This window comes from Kribbella lupini (assembly GCF_039529595.1).
In the GTDB taxonomy this organism is placed as follows: domain Bacteria; phylum Actinomycetota; class Actinomycetes; order Propionibacteriales; family Kribbellaceae; genus Kribbella; species Kribbella lupini.
Genome location: NZ_BAAANC010000003.1, coordinates 1,063,312 through 1,082,962, shown reverse-complemented (window position 1 = coordinate 1,082,962; position 19,651 = coordinate 1,063,312). Strand labels below are relative to the sequence as shown.

Annotated in this window: 20 protein-coding genes and 1 tRNA gene; 9 read left to right on the top strand and 12 right to left on the bottom strand. The window is 69.2% G+C overall.

What is annotated here, in order from left to right; all coding sequences use genetic code 11:
• Positions 1 to 70: 70 nt before the first annotated feature.
• From nadA to ABD235_RS31350, 3 genes are read left to right on the top strand one after another with little or no spacing between them, the layout of a single operon-like run.
• Positions 71 to 1,045 (top strand): quinolinate synthase NadA, encoded by a 975-nt coding sequence (nadA, locus tag ABD235_RS31360; protein ID WP_344180739.1) that lies wholly within the window; start codon positions 71 to 73, stop codon positions 1,043 to 1,045.
• A complete protein-coding gene (nadB, locus tag ABD235_RS31355; protein ID WP_344180737.1) occupies positions 1,042 to 2,550 on the top strand; it encodes an L-aspartate oxidase in 1,509 nt (502 codons plus the stop codon). Before nadA ends, nadB begins: the two co-directional genes overlap by 4 nt.
• The gene (locus ABD235_RS31350; RefSeq protein WP_344180735.1) at positions 2,531 to 3,622 is read left to right on the top strand and encodes a hypothetical protein; all 1,092 of its coding nucleotides are present in this window, start codon (positions 2,531 to 2,533) and stop codon (positions 3,620 to 3,622) included. The genes nadB and ABD235_RS31350 overlap by 20 nt, the downstream gene beginning before the upstream one ends.
• A 79-nt stretch (positions 3,623 to 3,701) precedes the next feature.
• On the opposite strand, the gene ABD235_RS31345 is transcribed toward ABD235_RS31350, so the two are convergent.
• Positions 3,702 to 3,774 (bottom strand) — tRNA-Arg (locus tag ABD235_RS31345).
• 30 nt (positions 3,775 to 3,804) lie between these two features.
• Between ABD235_RS31345 and ABD235_RS39960 the strand changes: the two genes are divergently transcribed.
• Entirely contained in the window at positions 3,805 to 4,401 is a 597-nt protein-coding gene (locus tag ABD235_RS39960; protein WP_425553202.1) for a putative immunity protein, read from the top strand.
• A gap of 5 nt (positions 4,402 to 4,406) precedes the next feature.
• On the opposite strand, the gene ABD235_RS31340 is transcribed toward ABD235_RS39960, so the two are convergent.
• The 7 genes from ABD235_RS31340 to ABD235_RS31310 form a co-directional block, all read right to left on the bottom strand.
• A complete protein-coding gene (locus ABD235_RS31340; RefSeq protein ID WP_344180733.1) occupies positions 4,407 to 4,799 on the bottom strand; it encodes a hypothetical protein in 393 nt (130 codons plus the stop codon).
• A 105-nt stretch (positions 4,800 to 4,904) separates the two neighbouring features.
• Complete coding sequence (locus ABD235_RS31335) at positions 4,905 to 6,170, bottom strand: S1 family peptidase (RefSeq protein WP_344180731.1); 1,266 nt, start codon at positions 6,168 to 6,170, stop codon at positions 4,905 to 4,907.
• 135 nt (positions 6,171 to 6,305) lie between these two features.
• Positions 6,306 to 6,911 carry an META domain-containing protein gene (locus tag ABD235_RS31330; protein WP_344180729.1) on the bottom strand — a complete coding sequence of 202 codons (606 nt, stop codon included), beginning with the start codon at positions 6,909 to 6,911 and terminating at the stop codon, positions 6,306 to 6,308.
• Positions 6,908 to 7,174 (bottom strand): hypothetical protein, encoded by a 267-nt coding sequence (locus ABD235_RS31325; RefSeq protein ID WP_344180727.1) that lies wholly within the window; start codon positions 7,172 to 7,174, stop codon positions 6,908 to 6,910. Before ABD235_RS31325 ends, ABD235_RS31330 begins: the two co-directional genes overlap by 4 nt.
• Positions 7,171 to 7,665 (bottom strand): SigE family RNA polymerase sigma factor, encoded by a 495-nt coding sequence (locus ABD235_RS31320; protein WP_344180725.1) that lies wholly within the window; start codon positions 7,663 to 7,665, stop codon positions 7,171 to 7,173. The genes ABD235_RS31325 and ABD235_RS31320 overlap by 4 nt, the downstream gene beginning before the upstream one ends.
• 105 nt (positions 7,666 to 7,770) lie before the next feature.
• Positions 7,771 to 9,132, bottom strand: a complete 1,362-nt coding sequence (locus ABD235_RS31315) for an alpha/beta hydrolase (RefSeq protein WP_344180723.1) — start codon at positions 9,130 to 9,132, stop codon at positions 7,771 to 7,773.
• A 158-nt stretch (positions 9,133 to 9,290) separates the two neighbouring features.
• The gene (locus ABD235_RS31310; protein ID WP_344180721.1) at positions 9,291 to 9,767 is read right to left on the bottom strand and encodes a hypothetical protein; all 477 of its coding nucleotides are present in this window, start codon (positions 9,765 to 9,767) and stop codon (positions 9,291 to 9,293) included.
• A 340-nt stretch (positions 9,768 to 10,107) separates the two neighbouring features.
• Between ABD235_RS31310 and ABD235_RS31305 the strand changes: the two genes are divergently transcribed.
• The 3 genes from ABD235_RS31305 to ABD235_RS31295 all read left to right on the top strand — a co-directional run bounded on the left by ABD235_RS31305 (position 10,108) and on the right by ABD235_RS31295 (position 12,187).
• Positions 10,108 to 10,788 (top strand): hypothetical protein, encoded by a 681-nt coding sequence (locus ABD235_RS31305; protein WP_344180719.1) that lies wholly within the window; start codon positions 10,108 to 10,110, stop codon positions 10,786 to 10,788.
• Between the two features lie 195 nt (positions 10,789 to 10,983).
• Positions 10,984 to 11,634, top strand: a complete 651-nt coding sequence (locus ABD235_RS31300; RefSeq protein ID WP_344180717.1) for an alpha/beta fold hydrolase — start codon at positions 10,984 to 10,986, stop codon at positions 11,632 to 11,634.
• 67 nt (positions 11,635 to 11,701) lie between these two features.
• Complete coding sequence (locus ABD235_RS31295) at positions 11,702 to 12,187, top strand: GNAT family N-acetyltransferase (protein WP_344180715.1); 486 nt, start codon at positions 11,702 to 11,704, stop codon at positions 12,185 to 12,187.
• 327 nt (positions 12,188 to 12,514) lie between these two features.
• Here ABD235_RS31295 and ABD235_RS31290 read toward each other — a convergent pair whose 3' ends face one another.
• The 3 genes from ABD235_RS31290 to ABD235_RS31280 form a co-directional block, all read right to left on the bottom strand.
• Complete coding sequence (locus ABD235_RS31290) at positions 12,515 to 12,901, bottom strand: MscL family protein (RefSeq protein WP_425553201.1); 387 nt, start codon at positions 12,899 to 12,901, stop codon at positions 12,515 to 12,517.
• A 176-nt stretch (positions 12,902 to 13,077) separates the two neighbouring features.
• Positions 13,078 to 13,689, bottom strand: a complete 612-nt coding sequence (cpaB, locus tag ABD235_RS31285) for a Flp pilus assembly protein CpaB (RefSeq protein ID WP_344180712.1) — start codon at positions 13,687 to 13,689, stop codon at positions 13,078 to 13,080.
• A 71-nt stretch (positions 13,690 to 13,760) separates the two neighbouring features.
• Positions 13,761 to 14,114 (bottom strand): FmdB family zinc ribbon protein, encoded by a 354-nt coding sequence (locus ABD235_RS31280; protein ID WP_344181350.1) that lies wholly within the window; start codon positions 14,112 to 14,114, stop codon positions 13,761 to 13,763.
• A gap of 193 nt (positions 14,115 to 14,307) precedes the next feature.
• On the opposite strand from ABD235_RS31280, the gene ABD235_RS31275 reads away from it, so the two are divergent.
• A complete protein-coding gene (locus ABD235_RS31275; RefSeq protein WP_344180711.1) occupies positions 14,308 to 16,590 on the top strand; it encodes a hypothetical protein in 2,283 nt (760 codons plus the stop codon).
• Here the strand turns inward: ABD235_RS31275 and ABD235_RS31270 are convergent.
• The gene (locus tag ABD235_RS31270; RefSeq protein WP_344180709.1) at positions 16,550 to 17,011 is read right to left on the bottom strand and encodes a DUF1203 domain-containing protein; all 462 of its coding nucleotides are present in this window, start codon (positions 17,009 to 17,011) and stop codon (positions 16,550 to 16,552) included. The two genes, ABD235_RS31275 and ABD235_RS31270, sit on opposite strands and share 41 nt — an antisense overlap.
• Positions 17,012 to 17,110: 99 nt before the next feature.
• Between ABD235_RS31270 and ABD235_RS31265 the strand changes: the two genes are divergently transcribed.
• Positions 17,111 to 19,642 carry a penicillin acylase family protein gene (locus ABD235_RS31265; RefSeq protein WP_344180707.1) on the top strand — a complete coding sequence of 844 codons (2,532 nt, stop codon included), beginning with the start codon at positions 17,111 to 17,113 and terminating at the stop codon, positions 19,640 to 19,642.
• Positions 19,643 to 19,651 lie beyond the last annotated feature (9 nt).

Here is a 19,651-nt window from a genome sequence, read left to right as displayed (position 1 = left end):
ACGGCGCCGGCGGGATTGTCATCCCCAGTTATCGCCTATCAAGCGAAATCTCCCGAAAGAAGGACCCGTTGTGACCGTTGGGACAGCAATCAGCTGGCAGGACGAGGTACGCCGCCTGGCCCGGGAGCGGGACGCGGTGGTGCTCGCCCACAACTACCAGGAACCGGCGATCCAGGACGTCGCCGACCACGTCGGCGACTCGCTCGCGTTGTCGCGGATCGCGGCCAGTACCGACGCGTCCACGATCGTGTTCTGTGGCGTGCACTTCATGGCGGAGACCGCCAAACTGCTCAGCCCTGACAAGGCCGTACTGATCCCCACAGCCCGGGCCGGCTGCTCCTTGGCGGACACCATCACCGCTGACCAGTTGCGTGCCTGGAAGGCCGAGCACCCCGGTGCCGCGGTTGTTGCCTACGTCAACACCAGCGCGGCCGTGAAGGCCGAGGCCGACGTCTGCTGTACGTCGTCCAACGCGGTGGAGGTGGTGAACTCGATCCCGGCGGATCAGCCGATCCTGTTTCTGCCCGACCAGTTCCTCGGGAACCACGTCAGGAGGCAGACCGGTCGGGACAACATCGAGGTGTGGATGGGCGAGTGCCACGTGCACGCCGGCATCAGCGCGGCCGATCTGCGCGCTCAGGTGGCGGCCGACCCCGCGGCCGAGGTTCTGGTCCATCCCGAGTGTGGCTGCGCGTCGTCGGCGGTCTGGCTCGCCGGTGTGGGCGATCTGCCGGCCGACCGGACCCACATCCTCTCCACCGCCGGCATGCTGGACGCCGCGCGCGACATGACCGCGAAGACCGCCCTGGTCGCGACGGAGATCGGCATGCTCCATCAACTGCGCAAGGTGAACCAGCAGACGACCTTCGTGCCGGTGAACCCGAAGGCCTCGTGCCGCTTCATGAAGATGATCACCCCGGACCTGCTGCTGCGGTGCCTGCGTGAGGGACGCGACGAGATCCAGCTGCCGCCCGACGTCGTCGAGCGGGCCCGGCAGTCGGTCGAGCGGATGGTTGCCATCGGCAAACCTGCAGGTGCTCGATGACGCGCACCGTCGACGTCGTCGTCATCGGCGCCGGTGTGGCAGGCCTGTCCACCGCGCTCGGTCTCGCGGCGACCCGCGACGTGCTCCTGCTCAGCGCCGGCGACGGCAGCACACCGTGGGCCCAAGGTGGGGTCGCCGCAGCCTACGGCGACGACGATCCGCTCGACCACGCGCGGGACACCGACATCGCCGGCGCAGGATTCTGCGATCCTCGCAACGTCCGGGCGCTGGTCGAGGAAGGGCCGCAGCGACTGGCCGAACTCATCGCCCAGGGGGCCCGCTTCGACCGTGACGACGACGGATCGCTGTCGAGAACTCTCGAAGGAGGCCACGGTCGTTGCCGGGTGGTGCACGCAGGCGGTGACGCCACCGGCGCGGAGGTTCATCGCGCGCTCCGGAGCGCGCTGCGGCTCACGGGCGTGCAGACGATGGACGGACGGACCGTCGGCTTGGTCAAGTCGGACTCCGGCCGCATCGTCGGCGTGCTCGTCGAAAGCGGCCCGGAGACCATCCGGATCGACGCGCGCGCCGTCGTACTGGCCACCGGCGGAGTCGGCAACGCCTACCTGGCGAGCACCAATCCGCCGTCGGTGCGCGGTGACGGCATCGCTCTGGCCCTGCGGGCCGGCGCCTCGGTGGTGGACATGGAGTTCGTCCAGTTCCACCCGACCGCGCTCTTCACCGGTGAAACCGGCGGTCAGTTGCCGCTGGTCACCGAAGCCGTGCGCGGTGAAGGCGCCGTACTGCGGGACCTGCACGGTCGCAGAATCATGGCCGGCCGGCACCCGCGAGCCGATCTGGCCCCTCGGGACGTCGTCGCCCGGGAGGTCGAGGCGGCGATGCGCCGCGACGGGTCCGACCACGTCTGGCTGGACGCCACGTCCATCGCGCCCGCCGTACTCCGACGGCGATTCCCGACCGTACTGGCCTCCTGCGCACGGATCGGCGTTGACCTGCTGTCCGAGCAGATCCCGGTCGCACCCGCCGAACACTTCCTGTGCGGCGGCGTCCGAACCGACCGCAACGGCGCAACCGACGTACCAGGCCTGTACGCCGTCGGCGAGGTCGCCGCAACCGGCGTGCACGGGGCCAACCGGCTCGCCTCCAACAGCCTCCTGGAGGGACTGGTCTTCGGTCGGCGCGTCGCGACCGCCCTGACCCTCGACCTCCCCGCACCGGACCACGGCCACTCGGACGAACTGGTGCTGGAACCTGATCCCGAACCGCAACGGATTCGCGCGATCCTGACCAAGTACGCCGGTATCCGTCGTGACGGCGCAGGCCTGAACGCCGCCGCCGGTGAACTCGAGCCCCTAGGCGCTGGACCGCTCGCAACGGTGGCGCGATCGATCGTCGCGGCAGCGACCGCACGACAAGACAGCCGCGGCTGCCACTGGCGTTCGGACCACCCGCACTCCGACGAGCGCTGGGACGAGCACATCGTCGTACGGCTCGACGAAGACGGCCGTCCGACCACCCGGCCGCGTGATCTTCTCACCTGTTGACGCGGATGAATTTCCCTCTCGAGGGGGAAGGCCGTCCATCGCGCGAGGGAAGCGATCGACGGCCGGCCCGACCAGACTGGAGTGCGTGAAGATTCCAACGAGCCATGCGGTCGGTTACGTGACAGTCGCCGCGATGGTGCCGTACCTCTCCATCAAGACAGCTTGGCTTCTCGGCAGCGACATCGGCGTCGTCGACCGCGGCCTGATGCGTACCGCGCCCTTCGTCGTGGGCAACCTGATCACCGCTGCGATGGAGATCGCCGGCGCCGCCCTGGCCTTGGCGCTCGTCCACCAATGGGGACGACGACTGCCGGTCTGGCTGGTGTTGTTCCCGCTGTGGGTCGCCACCGGTCTGCTCGCGCCGGTGATGCTCGCGGCGCCGCTCGGATTCCTCGCCGGCACCACCGCCGCTCCTGCGGCAGACACTCCCGTCGACGGTCTGGAGGGCTGGGTGTACGGCGTCGTCTACGCGGGCTTCATCCTGCAGGGAATCGGCCTGGGGGCTGCCTTCGTCCTGCATGTCCGCGCTCGCTGGGGGCACATCTTCCGCAGCCAGATAGGTGCTCGGATCGCGACCGACGACGACGCTCATCTCGACGCCACGGCGTTGCCCGGCTCGAGCCGAGTCCGGGCGACCGCTGTCCTCGTCGCGCTGGTCCTGATGGTTGTCGCAGTCCGCCTGCTCTGGGCCTTCGGCGGACCCACGGGACTGGCCAGCGAAGAGCCAAACGGCCGGAGCGCCGCTCAACGCGCGCTCGACGCCTCAACGGCAAGCCTCGCGCTCGCCGGCCTGATCGGCGTGGTCATCCTCGTCGCCCGCCGACCAGAAGCCATCCGAGCGTGGCTGCCACTGACGGCCGCCTGGCTGGGAACCGGCGCGATGTCCTGCTCGGGCGGCTACCAACTCACACTGCTGCTCGCGCCCAACACACCATTCGACACGACGGGCGCTGGAGGGTTCGGCCTGCTCATCGCGACCCAGGTGATCGCCGGCCTACTGGGCGCGTCGATCCTGCGCGAAACTCTTCCCTCGCCGTCGCAGATGCCGCGACCTTCAGTACTCGTCCATTGACCTGTCGGCCTACCGACGGATCCGCCCCCGCGCGGCTTGAGATCCGGAATCGCTGGATATGAGATGCATGTTCACGTTGTGCCCCCGGCAGGATTCGAACCTGCGACGCACGGTTTAGGAAACCGACGCTCTATCCCCTGAGCTACGGGGGCGCACGATGGGACAGCCTAGCGGAATCGGGTGTGGGCGTGGGCGGAGGATTGGGGAAGTCTCCACGAGCAGCTTCAAAGATAGGGTTGAAGTTTGTGGAGATTGGGGATCGGCGGGTGCTGGCGGGATGGGCTGCTGAGTGTGCTGAGCGGGTGTTGCACTTGTACGAGGTGCGGGCCCCGGGGGATTTGAGGGCTCGGGAGGCGATTGCGGAGACGCGGGCGTTCGCCGAAGGTGGGCCGCGGACGAAGGGGATTCGGACGGCGGCTTGGGCGGCGCTGAAGGCTGCGCGGGAGGTTGGGGATCCGGTGGGGGTGGCGGCTGCGCGGGCCGCGGGGTATGCGGCGGGGACGCCGTACATTCACGATCTGGTGAGTCCGCATCAGGTGAAGCACGTTCATGGGCCGGCGGTGCAGATGGCGCTGGCCGAGGAACTGGCGGCGTTGGAGCAACTCCCGGCACGGCGGGCGGGAGGTGGTGCGGAGGTTGGAGACGCGGCGATTCGCTGGGCGGTTGAGCGGGCGCCGGAGGGGGTGCGGGGGATCGTGCGGTGGTTGCCGGAGACAACCTTTGGGGCGAGTCGCGTGGCGGTGCTCAGTCGGCAGTTGGACGAGGGGCTGCGGAGCTGATCCGGTTACCGCTTGATGATGGCCTCGGCGACCGTCTTGTCCTGGTCCGGAAGGTTGTAGTGGAAGTAGATGCCGATCGAGCTCGGTCCACCCGGCTGGTCGAGTTCGATGGTGAACGAGTACTCGTGCGTGCCGTTGCAGGTGTTGTCGGTGGTGATGCTGCCGCCTTCGGGGTTCGCCCAGAAGGTGGTGTAGCGGCAGCCGCTGATGTCGGCTCGGACCGCCCGCTGTACGCCGACGATCTTGGCCGACCGGTTGTAGAACGTGATGGTGCCCTTGGTGTAGGTGGCGCCGTACTTCAGGTCGAAGGACCTGACCGTGCTGGCTTGAGCCGAGGGAGCCAGGCCCGCGACGCTTGCCACGAGGACCACCAGTCCGACCGAGAACCATCGACGCATGAAGAACCCCTTGCCTGTCCGTGGAGAGCGGGGCGATCGCCTCGCTCAGCGGTCAGTCTGCGGGCTCGGAGTCTCGGAGTGGAACTCCGTTGCACCTAGTTGCAGTCAGCCGGTGAGGGCTCGGACGCCCAGATGACCGGCGATCGAGTTGTAGCGCTCGGCGTACAGGGTGGTGCAGCGGGAGGCGTTGCAGCCGGAGCCGGCGAAGGCCAGGCCTCGGATGGTGGCGCTGGTGGCGGTGGGGCGGGAGTAGACGGGGCCGCCGGAGTCGCCGCCGATGATGGCGATCTGGTTGTTGCGAGTGGCTCGGATGACGTACGTCGTGCAGCCGTCGGAGTCGCAGTACTTGGCGCTGAGGGAGCGGACGGTGATTCCGCACAGGGACGTGCTGAAGGAGCCGGACTGGCAGACCGACGCGCCGACCGCAGGGTCGTCGCCGCCCTTGACGGTGCGGGTGTCGGCGGAGTCGCCGGGGCCGTCGGTCCAGATCTTGGCGCCGTACGCGCTGCCGGTGATCAGGGCCTGGTCGTAGTCGGGGTAGTTCGAGCGGACCGACGTGGTGCCGTAGTAGTTCGAGCCGCTGCGCCAGATCGTCCCGGGGCCGCCGCAGTGGCCGGCGGTGACGGAGGCGCGGGTGTTGGTGGACTTGCGGACGACGGAGAAGCCGGCCGTGCAGTTCTTCAGTGCCGAGGTGATTCGGGCGCCGCCCCAGTGGCCGCCCTTGGGGGTGTCGTTGAAGCGGCTCATCCGGGCGACGCCGGTCGGGATCGCCTCGACGCCGTCGAGGTTGTCGAGCGCTTCGGCGCCGGCCGGCGAGGTGGTCGCGCCGTCGTACTCGACGACGACGTTCTCGCTGGCCGGGTCGAGGTCGGCGGTGAACGTGGTCTTCGGGGCGTCGGCGGACCAGGCGCGGCCTCCGACGGCCTTCCACGCGGCGGCGACCGAGCGCGCCGGTCGGCAGCTGCGCTCGACCGTGAGCATCGGCCGGCCGGCTGCCGGGACGTTCTGCTGTACGGCGGCCTGGTACCGCTTCTCGTCGACGACCGAATCGTCCAGGACCACCTTGTAGCCGGTCTCCTGCGTGCCCAGTACGCCGATGATGCCGGCGCTCAGCCCGTACGGCAGGCCGGACTTCGGGCGGCCGGTCGCGTCGAGCGGCTCGATCGAGCGAACCGCGGCGGCGACTCCTTCACCGAGGGCCTGGCCGAGCGGGCGGGAGTCCTTGGCGCTGGTCGGCTGGGACAGTCGCTTCGAGTGTTCGGCGGTGGTGATCGGGTCGTTGTGGTTGCAGACAGCGACCGACGCCGGTGAGGCGGCGGCGGTCGGGATCGGAGCGGAGCCGGCCGGGACGGCGACTGCGACGAGTGACATCGAACCGAGAGCGAGCAGCGGGACGGTTGCTGAGAGTCGCACTAGGCTCCCCTTGTCGATGGACGGGCCGCCTAGATCCTTCCCGCAACAACTCCGGATAGTCAAGAGCTGACTACGTTCCGCGAGCAGATCCCGCTACCGTGCGCGAGCGTAGATCGCAACCTCACGCCCGTCGCCGGCGTAGAACTTCAGCGTCGTGTGGTCGGTCGAGACCCGCTTGGCCGCCTGCAAGACCGCGGTGTGCGGCACGTTCGCGCACTCGATCAGCCGCTGGTTGCCGGCCGTGCCGGTGAACTCGCCGCGCTGACCGATGGTGAAGGTGCCGCTGATCCCGTTGCAGCCGTCGGAGCCCGTCCAGGTGCCGTCGGTGTTGAAGGTGAGGGTCGGGTTGTCCGGGCGGGCCGTCTTGAGCGTGCCGAAGCCGTCCATCTTGAGCGGACGCCAGGTGCCCGCGAGCTCGGTCGCGGCGACGACCGGTTTCGCGCTGGAGACCGCGGGTGTCGGGTTGGGAGCGGCGGGCTGTGGGTCCGTCGATCCGCCCAGACTGCCGCCGAGTGCGAAGCCCGCGGCCGCGATCACGGCGACGGCGGCCACGGCCGCGCCGGCGGCGACGTACGTACGGCGCTGGGCCTGGTGCGCGCCGTCGGTCGCCCGTGACACCAGGTCGGGTGCGGGCGGAACGGAAGCGGCGGCGCGGTCGAACGTCGCGCGCAGGTCTTCCTCGAGCTCGGTGGTGCTCACGGCAACCTCTCAACGAGATGGTGGGTGCTGGCGCCCGGGGCGCGGTGGGTGCTGACGGCGGCGGAGCCGTAGGTGCTCGCGTCGACGACGTGGTGGGTGGAGCCGGAGATGCTTGTGCCGGCGACGTGGGTGGAGCCGTGAAGGCTCGTGCCGGTGATGGGATGGGTGCCGGTGGCGAAGCCGTGGATGCTCGTGCTGGCGACGGCATGGGTGCCGGTGACGAAGCCGTCGATACTCGTGCCGGCGACCGGATGGGTGCTCATGGCAACCGCTCGTCGACTCGGTGGGACTGCCTCGCCTTGCGCAGCGTGCCGAGCGCTCGGCTGGCGATGCTGCGGACCGAGGACGGCTTGATACCGAGCAGGTCGGCGATCGTCCGGTCGTCCAGGTCCTGGTAGTAGCGCAGCACCAGGACGACCCGCTCGCGGGCCGACAGCGTGGCCAGCGTGCGCCACAGGTCGTCGGAGGCCACGATGTCGTTGGCGGGGTCGGGCACCGTGCGGTCGGGGTCGAGGTCGGCCGCCGGGGCCTCGGTGAAGGAGCGCCGGCGCGTCATCGACAGGTAGGAGTTGACCAGGATCCGCCGCACGTAGGTGTGCGGGTCGTCGGCCCGCTGCACCTTGCGCCAGGACCGGAACGCCTGCATCAGCGCGATCTGGGCCAGATCCTCGGCGCGTTGGTAGTCGCCGCAGATGGTGAACCCGAGACGCACCAGCTCCTGCCCGCGCGCGGACGCGTACTCCTCGAACTCCACCGGCAACTCCCCAACTGGGCGTACAACACCTCACGACTATTAGACGCATCGAGCTGCTCAAGGTGCTGCAGACAACGGCGCTCAGTTCCGTCTCAGACCGGTGTGTCAGCCCAGCAAGAAGGCTCTGACCTGCGCCTTTCCGGTCTGGTCCACCTGGCTCCGCTGGACGCCGTGACCACTGCCCGGTACGACGACGAGCTGGGCCTGGCGGGCGTGGTCCCGCTCCCACTCGGCCCACGAGATCGGGCAGAACAGGTCGTTGGTGCCATGCAGGATCAGGGTCCGCGGCAGCAGCTCCTGACCGGCCGGGTAGGTCGAGGCACGCGTCGCCGGCCAGCGCAGGCAGCCATCGACGACCAGCTGGTTGCGGGCGGTCCGGACGTCGTACGGGTGAAGCTGAGACGGGGTGAGCTTGCTGACGGCGGCGTTGAGCAGGCCGGGGCGAGCTGCCGCCGGGGTGTCGGGCTTCCAGGGGAAGCGCAGGTCCGAGCAGAGGGTGGCCAGGTGGAGGCCGGCCGACAGTTCGTCGTACGGCGTGTCGCGGCTGGTCGCGCGCTGGAACATTTCCTTCAGCGCGGCGGTGTCGCCGCTGCGTGCGTCGTGCAGGACCTTCGGGATGCCTTCGAAGGACGGGTTGACCGAGTTGAGGCTGAGGATCGACAGCGACTCGATCAGGCTCGTGCCGTTCACCGGTGCGCCGTCGAGCTCGCCGCGTTGCACCAGCCAGGCCAGGTCGGCCACCGGGTCCGTCGTACAGGCTGGGTCGGCTTTGCAGCTCGCTGCGAGGACCTTGCCGGTGTGAGCCATCAGGTCGGTGCCGAACGGGTCGAAGCCGCGGTGCGGGACGACCGAGTCGAGCACCAGCGAGCGGACGTGGTCCGGGTACTTCAGCCCGTACTGCGCTGCCGTGAAGCTGCCGTACGACGTGCCGTTGAGCGTGAGCTGGTCGCGGCCGAGTGAGCGGCGCAGGAGGTCGATGTCCTCGACCGTGTCGGATGTTCCGTAGAAGTTGATGCTCGGGCCGAGCTGGCGGGCACAGGCGTCGACGGCGTTGGCCGGTGGGGTGAGGAAGTCCGACCCGCCGACCGCGCGCTGCAGCTCCGGGCAGTCGATGCCCTTGGTGCCGGTGCCGCGCTGGTCGAACATGACGAGCTGGTACTCACGCAGTACGGCTGGGTCGAGGTACGAGCGGATACGGGGGAGGAGTGGGATTCCTGGCTGGCCGGGACCGCCGGTGAGCATTAGGAGGACGCCGCGGGGTGCGTCGACGTTGGTCGCGGCGGCGACTGCGAGCTCCAGCTTGGTGCCGGTCGGCTTGGAGTGGTCGAGCGGCACGCTCAGCGTCGTACAGGTGAAGCCGGCGAGGTTGTCGCACGGCTGCAGGGCGTCGGGGTCGGCGTCTTCGGGTGGATCCGAGCAGGCAGTGGAGGCCAGCAGTAGCGCGGCTACCAGCGCGACCAGCCGCATACGGCCTCCCTGATGGGCTCTTGCCGATCAGGGTGCAGCCAATGAGGTGCTGGGGCAAGGCTCTGCCACCCACCTTGCGGGTCGACCCGAGGGGGACCCGCAAGGCGGGCGGGATGACCCCGTTCCGGACGGCTTCGGGGGGCGCGTCCGGAGCAGGGTCAGCGCAGGCCGAGCGACTTCAGCAGCTCGGGTGTGGTGGACCGCGGCGCGGCGAGGTCACCAGGCTTGCCCTGGCCCTCGAACGAGGTCGCCACCAGCCGGTGACAGCCGAACGCCTCGGCGGTGTAGGAGAGGACGCCACGGTCGTTGTCGGTGAACCGCAGCACGTACGTCGGGCCGAGCTCCTTGGTGCAGAAGCCGGGCTTCTTGGGCTCCGGCTTGGCGGCGTTGACCAGGGCGAACAGGTCGGTCGCCTGCTTCATGGTCCGCTTGGTCATGACGGTCGCGTAGTCCTGCCCGGACGCCTGGGCGTCGTACTGGCAGATCGTCACGCTGACCGGCTGGAAGGCCGACTTCGCCGCACCCTTGCCCCAGATTGCGGCTTCGAGCGGTTTGCGGACCGCGGTGATCGTCTCCGGGCAGTCGATGCTCGGCGTTCCGCTGGGGGTGGGCGGGGTGGCGCTCGCAGTCGGCAAGGTAGGGGATGGGGTGGGCGTAGAGCTGGGCTGGGCGGCGGGTCCCGAGGAGCCGCTCTCGTCACCGCAGGCGGCGGTGACTCCGAGGACGGCTACCACTAACGACGCTCCGATCAGGCCCCGTGTCCTTGATGCACTCACGACTCGGTCCTTCCGGGTAGGCAAGGAGCACCATGATGGTCGACCGAGGTCTCGCAGACCGTGGCAGAAGTGTCACGGAGGCGCGTCTATCCGGTCACGGGTCGGATCGAGTGGCAAAAGCAGCAGAGCTGTAACAGGTGCGCGCTGTTCACCCCGGAGAAATGGGATGATGCCGGGTGCACCCGGAGGAAGGACGGACGTGGGCAAGAAGAAGGACTCGGCCGAACTCGCTCGTCGCGAGCAGGAGGAGTGGCAGCTCGGGCAGGACTGGGCGCGCTTCCTGCGGGACGGGGGAGTGCCGCAGGCGCTGCCGTTGTACGGGATCGTGCTCGAGCCCGGTGAGGTCGCGTACCTGCAGACTTCGGTGCACTATGCGCGGCTGTACGGCGGTGACGGCCGGTACAACAGCAGTGGTGGGTTCTTCTTCGGCAGCACCGGTTTCGTGCTCGGCATGATGGCGGCCAACGCGGCAGTGAACTCGAGCCGGAAGGCCGCGGCGCGGCGCGACATGCAGCTGTTGTGGCGCGATCTGCAGGAGGTGCAGCTGATCGCGACGAACTACCGGCTGATGACGCATCTGCAGCAGCGTGGGTGGTTGAGCTTCTACTACAACTCGGTGCAGGAGTTCTATCCGGACCCGGCGAACTGGACGGTGACGTTCGGCTTCCAGCAGGCCGAGCCGCTGCAGCTCGGCGGGCTGGCGACGCCGACACTGTCCATCCTCACCGCGTGGTCGGTGCTCGGTGCCGAGCGGTGGCAGAGCGAGCCGGGGATCGCGCCGTTGCTGCACGCGGCCAATGCGCAGGTCGCGCCTGGACAGGGTCAGGGGCAGATCGAGGGTGGGCAGCAGAACCTGCCGCGGATCCCGGGGCAGGACTGAGGCTGGTTCGGTGAGGCCCCGTAATCTGGGGGTATGAGTACGCCGTACGAGGATGATGAGCCGTTGTTTCCTGAGCAGACTCGGGACGATGATGCGCGCTCCTGGGGTGAGCGGGAGAGCGGTAGTGACGACGATGAGCGCATTCTGCGTGAGGTGCCGCCGCATCACGGGTCCTAGTCGCTGATGGTGGGCTTGGTGCTGCTGGTTCATGGTGGGTTGTGGGACGGGACCGATGCTGAGCTGTTCTGGTACCGGCCTGGGATTGTGGCGGGGCTTGAAGGGGCTGGGCTGAAGGTGGTGGCGCCTGATCGGGCGCGGCGGCCGGTGGACTGGGCTCAAGATGTTGTGTCGTTCGGTGGGTTGCTCAGCAGTGGGGTGCTCGGGGCTGAGCCGGTGACTGTGGTGGGGGCGTCGAACGGGTGCACCGTTGCGGCGCTGTTGGCGGTGGAGTTTCCGGAGGCGGTTGGGCGGTTGTTGCTTGCCTGGCCGGCGACCGGGGGTGATCCGGAGGTCAGTGCTCGGGCTCGGGTGGGTCTGCTCGAGCGTGGGGCTTCGGGGGTGGTGGCTGATGGGTTGCTGGCTGGGGAGACGCTGCGTGGGGTGACGGACGCGCACTTGGTTTCGCTGGGGGAGTACCGCGGGCCCTGGCGTCCGGGACTACCGGTCGGGGTGTTGCCTTCGGTGCCGGAAAACCCTTCGCACCAAAGGAAAACGGTCGACGCGTTGCTGCGGTTGATGCCGTCGGCGATCGAGCTGCCGGGGTGTCCCGAGCCGCCGCGGCCGGACTTCGGGCCGCATCGGGATCGGTTGGTCGCGACGCTCGCGGCGTTCGCCGGGGGCGGATAGGTCGGTGGGCGGACGAGCGGGCCGTTAAGGCGTGGATGTTCGGGGCGGATCGCGTGATGCTGTGCGCATGGAGCTGCGCGGGTTCGAGGTGGGGCAGGCTGCGATGGTTGCCGGGTGGGCGACCTCGGCGCAGGAGGTCTCCTTGTTGTCGGGGCGGACCGCGTTCCCGTTTCCGGCCGAGCTCGTGGGGAGCTGGCCGAAGGTCGCGGACGATGTGCGGTCCTACCTGTACTACGTGGGTGGGGAGCCGGTCGGGTACGGCGAGCTGTGGCTGGACGACGACGAGGACGAGGTCGAGCTGGCGCGGATCATCGTGCGGCCGGCGTCGCGGGGGCTGGGGATCGGGACGGCGTTCGTGAAGGCGTTGCTGGGGCCGGCGTTGGAGGCGGGGTACTCCGAGGTGTTCATCCGGGTACGGCCGGACAACGACGTGGCGATCCGGACGTATCGGCGGGTCGGGTTCGAGTACGTGGCGGCTGATCTGGCCGACGAGTGGAACAAGGACCAGCCGGTCGCTTACACGTGGATGCAGTACCCGACTGCCGTCGGCTGAGGCTGCTGCGGGCGGAGAGGAGTGTGGTGTGGGGCGGTGGTGGTTGGGGCGAGCTGGATTGTGGGTGCAGACGACCGGACTGCCGCTGGCTGAGGTTGGCCGCCGCTGTCATGCGGCCGGGCAGGTTGGTGGGGGCTGAGGTCGCTGCGGCCGGAAAAGAGTTTGGAGTGATGCTGGCGGGAGGGGAGGTGGGTGGCTGAGGGAGCTGGCTCCTTCGGCCGTTGAAGAGAGGACCCGCCGAGCGAGAGGTGCGCGACCTACCGGATTTGGGGGTTGTGTTCGGCCGCCCTGCCCCGGGTTGGGCAGGGCTTGGCTTGGCGGAGCTGGTTACTGCTGGCGGGACTTGAGGGCGTCTCGGATTTCGATGAGGAGTTGCTGGTCCATGGTGAGAGGTTCCGGCTCGGGCTCGGGCTCGCCCTTGGCGGCGGCTGCGGCGGCGCGGCGGTCCTGGATCTTCTTCATCGGGACGACGAGGACGAAGTACACGACGAGTGCGGTCAGGAAGAAGACGATGAACGCGTTGATGATCGCGGCGAAGTCGATGATGGACTTGGTGTTGCCGTCGACGATCTGCCAGCTGAGGCCGGAGACGTTGCTGCCGCCGAGCGACGCGACGAGTGGGTTGACCAGGTTGTCGACGACGGTCTTCACCACGGTGGCGAAGGCGGTGCCGATGACCACGGCGATGGCCAGGTCGAGGACGTTGCCTCGCATCAGGAATTCCTTGAAGCCCTTGAGCATCTCTTTCTGCCTCCACGAGAGGGTCCCGGTGGACCCGCGGTGATTTGTACCCGGCCAACGTAGGGGTCCGTCCGGGGGCTGGCGAGGGAGCACGCCGCAGGGCAGCGGATCGTGGTCGGAGATGTTCGCTCAGTGACCATGGACGGAGATCAGCTGGTGTCCCGGGTCAAGGCGACGGTTATGCGGGAGTTGGTGGTGGACTGCGCCAACCGGGCGGCGGTCGACGGAGAGGTGGCGAGGACCACCAGGGCGCCTCCGGACGAGCGGCTCGGCGCGGGCAGGGCCAGGACCCGGACCGCGGTCGCCAAGCGAGCGGCGGAAGGGTCTGCCGTGGCCGAGGCGGCGTACAGGTCGACGTGGTCGCCGGGGCGCAGGAGGGCGGCGATGTCGGGGTCGTCGAGCCGGAGCGGGTACGCGACCAGGCCGGGTGGGATCGCCGGTGGAGTGAGGAAGCGGGCGTCGGTGAGTGGTTCGCCGGCGCGCACGGCGGTCGCGAGGATGCGGTCGGACAGGTCGGTGTCCGGTCGGAGCACGCCGCTGGGGACGGTCGCCGGCGGGAGCCGCAGTACGCGGAGGTCGTCAGCCGATGGCGTGACGCCGCCGGGAAGATCGCGTGCGGCCGCCAGGACCGCGGTCGAGGCCGCGGCCGGCGGGGAGAAGGACGCGAGGCCGAAGTAGACGGCGGCCGCCGCGCACAGGCCGGCGAGGAGCCGGCGGTGCCAGCGGGCGGCGCGGATGAGGTCGTGCCAGAAGTTCGTCATGCCAGGGAAGGTACGAGTTTCCCCGGAACGGCCGATTCAGTTGTCCACAGGCCCCCGCGTCGAGCGCGGGATCAGGCGGCGCTGGTCTTGCTGGAGCCCGACGAGGAGGAGCTCGACGACGAGGAGGACTTCGACGAGTCCGACGAAGACGACGACGAGCCAGACTTCGAGGAGTCCGACGAGGACGACGAGGACGACGACGAGGAAGCCCCGGAGTCGGACTTCGCGCTGATCGTGCTCGTGCTCGACGAGCGGCTGTCGTTGCGGTAGAAGCCGGAGCCCTTGAACACCACACCCACCGCGTTGAACACCTTGCGCAGCGTGCCCTGGCAGTTCGGGCAGACCGTGAGGGCGTCGTCGGTGAAGCTCTGCCGGACCTCGAGCGCTTCGCCGCAGTCGGTGCACTGGTACTGGTACGTCGGCACGTTCTTCCCCTTCAGGACGTCTGGCACTCCTACTACTCGACTGCTAATAATGCGCCAGAGCGCCGAAGTATTCCAACTCCGACGGTCTGGACCGGTTCCGGTCACTTCCGGCAACCCTGCAACCGAACCGCCCTCGCCGAGCGTCTCCACAGGCGTGGGACCACTGGGGAGGGGTCAGGGGGACGTCAGGTCGGTGCTGCCCGGCGTCGTCGTCTGGATCGGCGCAGCGGTCGTGCTGGCGCACTACGGGACACCATGGAGCGCGATCCTGGCGTACAGCGCCTACCTGAGCCTCGGGATCATGCTGCCCGGCGTCCTGCTCTGGCGGCTGCTGCGGGGCAACCAGGACGGGTTCGCGGCCGATCTGGCCTTCGGGACCGGCTTCGGGTTCGCACTGTCGATCCTGACCTACCTGCCGGGCCGAGCAGTGGGCTTCCCCTACCTTCCCCTGGCAGTCCCACTGTTGACGCTCGTCGCCTTCACCGCGCTTAAGCCCCTCCGCCCGTACTGGCGCAGCAGGCGACCTCCGATGCCGGCCTGGTGGGCCTGGTTCGTCGCCGGGGCCGGGGCGCTCGGCCTGTGGGTGATCACCCGCGCCGGTCTCCAGATCGAGCCGATCGCGTTCCCCGACGCCGCCTTCCAGTACGGCGACCTGCCGTTCCAGCTGGCCCTGACCGCCGAGCTGAAACACCACCTGCCCGGTCAGATCCCGTACGTCGTCGGCCAGCAGCTCAACTACCACTGGTTCCTCCACGCCGAGCTGGCCGCGGCGAGCTGGCAGACCGGGATCGAACTGGACCTCCTGCTCCGCCGCCTGATGCCGGTGACGGCCGCCCTCGTCCCGGTCCTGTCCGTCGCCGCGCTGGCCACGAGGCTCGCGCGCAAGTCGTGGGCCGGCCCGCTGGCCGCCTGGCTCCTGCTGACGGTGACCAGCTTCGACGTCTACGGCTGGGGCGGCCGCGACCTGATCAGCCAGGCGGCGTACTCGAGTGCCGTGCTGATGTACAGCCTCACCCACGCCTTCGCCGTCGTACTCGCGTTCCCGGTCGTCTACTCGATCGTCTGCCTGCTCCGAAGAGACCGGCACCGCGGCAACTGGCTGCTGCTGGTCGTCGGACTGGCAGCGCTCGCCGGGGCCAAGGCGTCCTTCGTGCCGATGCTGGTGGTGGCAGTTGCTCTGGTCGTCGTGGTGAAGCTGGCGACCGACCGGAGGCTCGACCGGACGTCGGTGGGACTCGGTCTGGCCGTGCTGGCCGCGTTAAGTTTCGCCCAGTTCGTCCTGTTCGACGCCAGCTCCTCCGGCATCGCCTTCGGACCGGGCCAGGCCTTCCGCGCCCTGGCCGGTCGGGTCGGCTTCGAGAGCCGCTACAGCGACCACGCCGCAGCGGCCGTGGTCCTCGGTACGACGGGCGTCACGCTCCTCGTCTCGTGGGCGCTGGCGGGGCTCGGGATGCTGGGCTTCGCCCGCGAGCGCAAGTGGAAGGACCCGGCCGCGGTCTTCCTCACCGGATTCGTCCTAGCGGGCATCGCCGCCGCTGCTCTGCTCCGCCACCCAGGCTTCAGCCAGCTCTACTTCCTCCGGGCCGCCTTCCCGTTCGCCATCGCGGCCTCGGCCTGGGGACTGACACTCCTGCTGAGCGGACTCCGGCTCCGGCAGGTCGGTCCGCGGGTGCTGTTCGCGCTGGCAGGCGGGATGGTGCTGGCGCAGGTCGTGGCCTACTCGACCCCACACAGGCCGCGCAGCAGGCAAGGAGTAGCGGCGGTCAGCTTCCAGGTGATCTGGCCCTGGCTGGTCGTCCTCCTGGTCGCCGGACTCGCAGTACTGGTCCTCCGACAGACGCAGGAGCGCGCCGCAGCACTCGGTCTAGGCGTGCTGGTCGTCCTGGGCGTAGCCGCGGTCGACGTCCCGAAGACGATGGTCACCACCCTCACCGACCAGGTCTGCGTCGCCGGACCGGACCGGCCGGAGTGCCGGCAGACCAGACGGCAGGTCCCTGCCGGAGGCGCTGAGGCCGCCCGCTACATCCGTGACCACTCGGCTGTCGGCGACAAACTCGCCACCAACTCGCACTGCACCCCTGTCTACGCGGACCGGACCTGTGATGCCCGCAACTTCTGGCTCGCCGCGTACGCCGAGCGGCGGGTGCTCGTGGAGGGCTGGGCCTACACCCCGACCGCGCAGAGCCGGAAGGACGCCGACGCCGCCATCTACGGACCGTTCTGGAACCAGCCGTTGCTGCAGCTGAACGACCGCGCCTTCAAACGGCCGACCAAGCGCGTCCTCGACCAGCTGTGGACCCAGTACGGCGTCCGCTGGCTCGTGTTCGACACCAACCTCGACTGGCCCCCGGGCGAGCTCGAGGGCTTCGCAGACCTCCGCTACTCCGTCGGCGCGGTCGCGGTCTACGAGCTGACCGCGCCGACGGAGGACGCGGCTACGCCCGGCGTACCGAGAAGTTCCAGCAGCCCGCGATGACGTTCCGGACGTGGACCAGCGCCACGTCCGGGTCGTCGAAGAGCCGCTTCAGCTCGCCGGGCGCGGTACCGGGCTCAGCCAGTACGCCGTCGAGCATCTGCCCGGTCGCGTCGTACGGGCGCAGGACGGCGCGCCGCTCGCGGAAGTCGTCGGGGAAGTCCGCTCCGGCGTACCCGGAGCACTCCGACGCGTGGACGAAGACCGGGCCGACCTCGGCGTACGGACCGCCCAGCGGTGACGGCTGGTAGGCGATCAGGGCGATCTCCTCACCCTCGGTGGACATCCGCAGGCAGCACCGCAGCGGCGCTCCCTCGCCGGAGTCGAAGGCGACCAGCGGGTTGCCGTGGTCGTCGTGGCCGTTGCATCGGATCCGGTCCAGATCGGTGGCCGGAACGGGCAGGAACTCGAGCTCGCTGAACATGACCGTGGAACGCGCCAGGCCCCCGAGGTGTGAGTACGGAGCGTTAAGGACCGGTATCAGCATTTGGGGTGCGCGGCGGCATTCTCTACGGTTGGGTCCGTGCGTCGCCTGCTTCGGTTACTCGTCATCAGCGGAATTGCGCTGGCCACCCTGCTGCTCGTGGTGGCCGGGACCGGCATTTTCGTCGTCCGCCACTCCTTCCCCTCCTACGACGGCACGATCGAGCTGACCGGCCTGGACGCCGACGTCGAGGTGGTCCGCGACGCCAACGGCATCCCGCAGATCTACGCCGACAAGCCGGCCGACCTGTTCGCCGCCCAGGGCTACGTCGCGGCCCAGGACCGGTTCTTCGAGATGGACTTCCGCCGCCACGTCACCTCCGGCCGGCTGGCCGAGTTGTTCGGCCGGGACGCCCTGGAGACCGACAAGTTCGTCCGGACGCTCGGCTGGCGCCGGGTCGCCGAGAAGGAGCTGGGCCTGCTCAGCCCGGCCACCCGGCAGTACCTGGACGACTACGCCCGCGGCGTGAACTCCTACCTCGACCAGCACTCCGGCTCCGGGCTCAGCCTCGAGTACGCCGTACTGTCGCTCAAGGGCACCGACTACCGGCCCGAGCCGTGGACGGCGGCCGACTCGCTGGCCTGGCTGAAGGCGATGGCCTGGGACCTCGGCGGCAACATGGACGAGGAGATCACCCGGACCAAGCTGGCCGCGACGCTGCCGGCCAAGACGATCGACAGCCTCTACCCGGCGTACCCGTACGACCGCAACGAGCCGATCGTGGCCAACGGCGCGGTCGACGAGGACGGCAAGTTCACCACCGCGCCGGTGAACAGCCAGGCGCCGGCCCGGGCGATGTTCAGCAAGGGCCTGCTCAAGTCGCTGGACAGCGTGGACAAGGTGGCCAAGGGCCTGCCGCTGCTGCTCGGCCGCGGTGACGGCATCGGCTCCAACTCCTGGGTGGTCTCCGGCGAGCACACCACCACCGGCAAGCCGCTGCTGGCCAACGACCCACACCTGGGCGCGACCATGCCGGGCATCTGGATGCAGGTCGGGCTGCACTGCAACAAGTTCAGCCCGCAGTGCCCGTTCGACGTGTCCGGCTTCAGCTTCTCCGGTCTGCCCGGTGTGGTGATCGGCCACAACAGCGCGATCTCGTGGGGCTTCACCAACCTCGACCCCGACGTGATGGACCTGTACCTGGAGCGCCTCAGCGGCAACAGCGCGCTCTACAAGGGCCAGCTCCAGCCGCTGCAGCTGCGGACCGAGGAGTTCAAGATCGCCGGCCAGAAGGAGCCGGAGCGGATCGTGGTCCGGGAGAGCCGGCACGGTCCGCTGATCTCCGACATCGACGACGACGCCAAGCAGGCCGGCGAGCTGGCCGCCAAGGGCAAGAGCACCGAGCCGTACGGCATCGCGCTGCGCTGGACCGCGCTCACCCCGGGCCGGACCGCCGACGCGATCTTCGCGATGAACAAGGCGCAGAGCTGGTCGGCGTTCCGGACCGCCGCGACCTTGTTCGAGGTGCCCTCGCAGAACCTCGTGTACGCCGACCGCGAGGGCCACATCGGCTACCAGGCGCCGGGCAAGATCCCGCTGCGCCGGATCGGCACCGGCGACTGGCCGGTCCCCGGCTGGGACGCGCGCTACGACTGGACCGGCTACGTGCCGTTCGACGCGATGCCGACCGAGTTCGACCCGGCCGACGGCGTGATCGTCACCGCGAACCAGGCCGTCGTCCCGAAGTCGTACAAGTACCACCTGACCAACGACTGGGACTACGGCTACCGCTCCCAGCAGATCCTCGAGCGGATCCAGTCGGGCGGCAAGCTCGACGTCGCCGCGATGAGTTCGATCCAGCTCGACACCAAGAACCGCAACGCCGAGACGCTGGTCCCGTACCTGCTCCGGATCGGCATCTCCGACGAGTTCGACAAGCAGGGCCAGGACACGCTCAAGGACTGGGACTTCACCCAGCCGGCCGACTCCGCGCCGGCGGCGTACTTCAACATCGTCTGGCGCAACCTGCTCGCGCTGACCTTCCACGACCAGCTGCCGGAGTCGGCCTGGCCGGACGGCGGTTCGCGCTGGTTCGAGGTGATGCGCAACCTGCTCGTCCAGCCGAACAGCTCCTGGTGGGACGACCTGCGCACGCCGCAGCGGGAGAGCCGCGACGACATCCTGCGCGAGGCGCTCGAGCAGGGGCGGACCGAGATCACCACCAAGATGGCCCGCGACCCCGACAACTGGCAGTGGGGCCGGCTGCACAAGCTGACGCTGACCAACCAGACGCTGGGCAAGTCCGGCATCGGTGTGGTCGACAAGCTGTTCAACCGCGGCCCGTACGAGCTGGGCGGCGGCGCCTCGGTCGTCAACGCGACCGGCTGGGACGCCTCGAAGGGGTACGAGGTCACCGCCACCCCGTCGATGCGGATGGTCGTCGACCTGTCCGACTTCGACAAGTCGCGCTGGATCAACCTGACCGGTGTCTCCGGCCATGCCTTCAGCGGCAACTACACCGACCAGACCGAGCTGTGGGTCAAGGGCGAGACGCTGCCCTGGGCGTTCAGCAAGGGCGCGGTGGAGGCCAAGCGGGAGCACACGCTGACCTTCACCAAGCCCGAGCGCTAGCGGCGTACG